This window comes from Sporichthyaceae bacterium (assembly GCA_036493475.1).
GTDB lineage: Bacteria > Actinomycetota > Actinomycetes > Sporichthyales > Sporichthyaceae > DASQPJ01.
In genome coordinates this window covers 1-2981 of sequence record DASXPS010000045.1, presented here as the reverse complement: position 1 = coordinate 2981, position 2981 = coordinate 1, and the positions used below count along the sequence as shown (strand labels likewise).

The 2981-nt window shown below is 68.9% G+C and carries 3 protein-coding genes; 1 reads left to right on the top strand and 2 read right to left on the bottom strand.

Features of this window, described 5'->3' with window-relative positions; all coding sequences use genetic code 11:
* The first annotated feature begins 368 nt into the window (after positions 1-368).
* A complete protein-coding gene (locus tag VGJ14_04710; GenBank protein HEY2831703.1) occupies positions 369-2168 on the top strand; it encodes a hypothetical protein in 1800 nt (599 codons plus the stop codon).
* On the opposite strand, the gene VGJ14_04705 is transcribed toward VGJ14_04710, so the two are convergent.
* Positions 2165-2509: a hypothetical protein gene (locus VGJ14_04705; GenBank protein ID HEY2831702.1), complete on the bottom strand. Its 345-nt coding sequence runs from the start codon at positions 2507-2509 to the stop codon at positions 2165-2167. The two genes, VGJ14_04710 and VGJ14_04705, sit on opposite strands and share 4 nt — an antisense overlap.
* A 58-nt stretch (positions 2510-2567) precedes the next feature.
* A partial coding sequence (locus tag VGJ14_04700; protein ID HEY2831701.1) for a hypothetical protein occupies positions 2568-2981 on the bottom strand: 414 nt, incomplete at its 5' end.

The window sequence follows — 2981 nt, the reverse complement described above, 5'->3', positions numbered from 1 at the left end:
CCAACGGAGTGACCTCACGGGCGTGCGCGGCGCACACGAACGAGGTTGACTCGACGATCTGCACATCAACCACTTTGCGCGAACGCATGTTCGACTTTGTACCGCCGGGTAGGTGCGGCGAGGTCGACACCCTGCGAGCCTCGCTACGCCGACAAGCGTTAGATGGCGCGTGGAGTCTGGTGAGAGCTGACGCCGCCAGCAGAGCCCGCGCCGAGCTGCCCGCTGAAGGGGCGGCCTAGCCCGAGTTTCCGGGATAGTTCGATCTTGATGGTCTGGCGCGTCCGCTCGACCGGGTGTGACCTGCGGATTTTGTGTGTGTCGAGACGTTCTGGATCTTGTAGTGGTGTATGACCTAATGTGTGGCTAGTTTGTATCGGAAGACGATCAACGGGAAGCCGTACTGGTACCTGCGGGAGATGGCGCGGGTGGACGGCAAGCCGAAGATGGTCTCCGAGCGCTACCTGGGCACGGCCGCGGACATCGACGCCGCGGTCACCGCCGGTGACGCCGCCGCGATGCCCGCTCGGACCCGGCATCTCGGGTTCGGAGATGTCGCCGCGGCCTGGGGTGTGCTGGATCGGCTGGGGGTGGCCCAGGTGATCGACGACGTGGTCGGGGCGCGCCGGTCGGATGCGGGCGCGTCGGTGGGTACCTACCTGGTGCTGGCCGCGCTCAACCGGCTGGTGGACCCGTGCTCGAAGCGGGCGTTCGCGGACTGGTGGAAGACCACCGCCGGGGACCGGTGGGTCAAGATCGCGGCCTCGGCGTGCGACCATCGCCGGTTCTGGGACGCCATGCACGCGGTCACCCCCGCCCAGATCACGGCCATCGAGCACCGGCTGGCGCTGGCGATGATCGGAACCTTCGGGCTCGACACCTCCGCGCTGGCCCTGGACATGACCAACTTCGCCACCTACATCGACTCCGCCAACGACAAGGCGCCGATCGCCGCGCGGGGCCGGGCCAAGCAGAAACGCGCCGACCTGCGCCTGGTCGGGCTGGGCCTGGTCGTCACCCGCGACGGTGGCGTCCCGCTGGTCTCCCACGCCTACCCCGGCAACCGCCCCGACGTCACCCAGTTCGCCACCATGATCGACCTGCTCATGCGCCGCTACACCGCGGTGAGCACCGCCACCGCACCCGACACCACCCACCAGACAGCGACACCGACACCGGCGACAGCGGCAGCGGCACCGGCGACACCAGCGACAGCGACACCGACACCGGCGACAGCGACACCGGCGACAGCAGCGGCAGCGATGACGGTGGTGTTCGACGCCGGGCAGAACTCGATCGCCAACTTCGCCCACCTCGACGCCGCCGGGCTCGGGTTCGTCGGCTCGGTACCGCCCTCGGACTGCTCCGACCTGCTCGCCCTGCCCGCCACCGCCCGAGCACCGGTCGAAGGCGGGCGTTTCGACGGGCTGAGCGCGCACGACACCCGACGCGAGATCTACGGCACCGACCGCCGGGTGGTGCTCACCCATTCACCGTCGCTGCACACCGCCCAGGCTCGCGGTTTCGACCAGACCCTGGCCAAGGCCACCACGAAACTCGCCGCGCTGAGCGACACCCTGGCCCGCGGCCGCACCCGCCGCCCCCGCGACAAGGTCGAAACCGAGATCACCCAGATCCTGCACGACCCCTGGACCCGCCGCGTCATCGACTGGGAACTCACCGGCGACACCCCGGCCGCACACCGGCTCACCTTCGAGATCAACGAACGGGCCCGCGCCGCACTGGAAACCGAGATCTTCGGCAACCGAATCCTGGTCACCGACCGCGACACCTGGCCCGTCGCCGACCTCGTAGCCGCCTACCGCTCCCAGTCCGAGGCCGAGTTCTCCTTCCGCCAACTCAAAGACCCCCACCTGGTGTCGTTCTCCCCGATGCACCACTGGACCGACCACAACATCGGCGTCCACGTCTTCACCTGCGTGCTGGCCCTGCAGATCGCTCACCTCATGCGCCGCCACGCCGAGCAGCACGGCCTACACCTGTCGGTCCGCGAGCTCCTCGACACCCTCGCCGGCATCCAGGAAACAGTGCTGATCTACCCCTCCACAGGTGGACGCCCAAAAGCCCGCCGGATGCTCACCGAGACCCACCCCACCCAGGACCGCCTCGCCGACATCTTCGACCTCGATCGGTGGGCGCCCCGCACTTAGGTCATACACCCAACGAACATCAACAACAGTATGACCTGCACGAATACAACCATGATCGAAATAACCCGGAAACTCCCGCTAGGAGGGGTGCCGGTAACCCGGTCATGATCGGACAGATGCAGCACGTGGTAGGCGTCGGCGCGCAACGCGGCGGTGACTCGGCCAGCCCGGCCACCTCCAGCGCCGGGCCTGTGCCCCGTGCTCGGGCAGCGCACCAGGATCCGGGCCAGCTCCCGCTCGGAGTCCAGCACGGTCGAGGTGGTCTTGCCCTCGTCTGGCGCCGCGATCGCGATAAGGATCTTCAGCGGCCCGGGCAGCGCCACGGTGAGCCGGCCCGCCATCGGGGTGTCGAACGGTCGGGGCTAAGACAGGACCCGATGGAACACGTCCGGGGCTTGTTCACCCCACCCCACCCGGCGGTGGTGGGGTGCACGTCGACCGGGCGCACGAGCCCGAGGTAGCCGCCCGGGCACGCGGCCGGGTCGCTGAATCCCGCTTGCCCAGCTCGGCCGCCAGTGCGGCACCGGGCGGCGCCCATGTCTTGCAACCGTGGACAACAACCTCGCCCCGGTGGTCGGTGGACCAGGTACTGTTCTCCACCGTCTTGCCCGCAAAGATCAGGTTGGCCCACGGGCGGCCGATCGACGGGACCCGGCCTTCCCCGGACAGCACCCGCCGGGCGGCGTCGGAGTTGCGCAGGTCGGCGGCGCGCCCAGCTCGGTTGCGCTCAGCCCGTACCTCCCTGGAGACCCCACTCGCTGTTGCCGTCGGGGACGTAGTCGACCATCGCGTTCTCCTGTCACCCACCAGCGT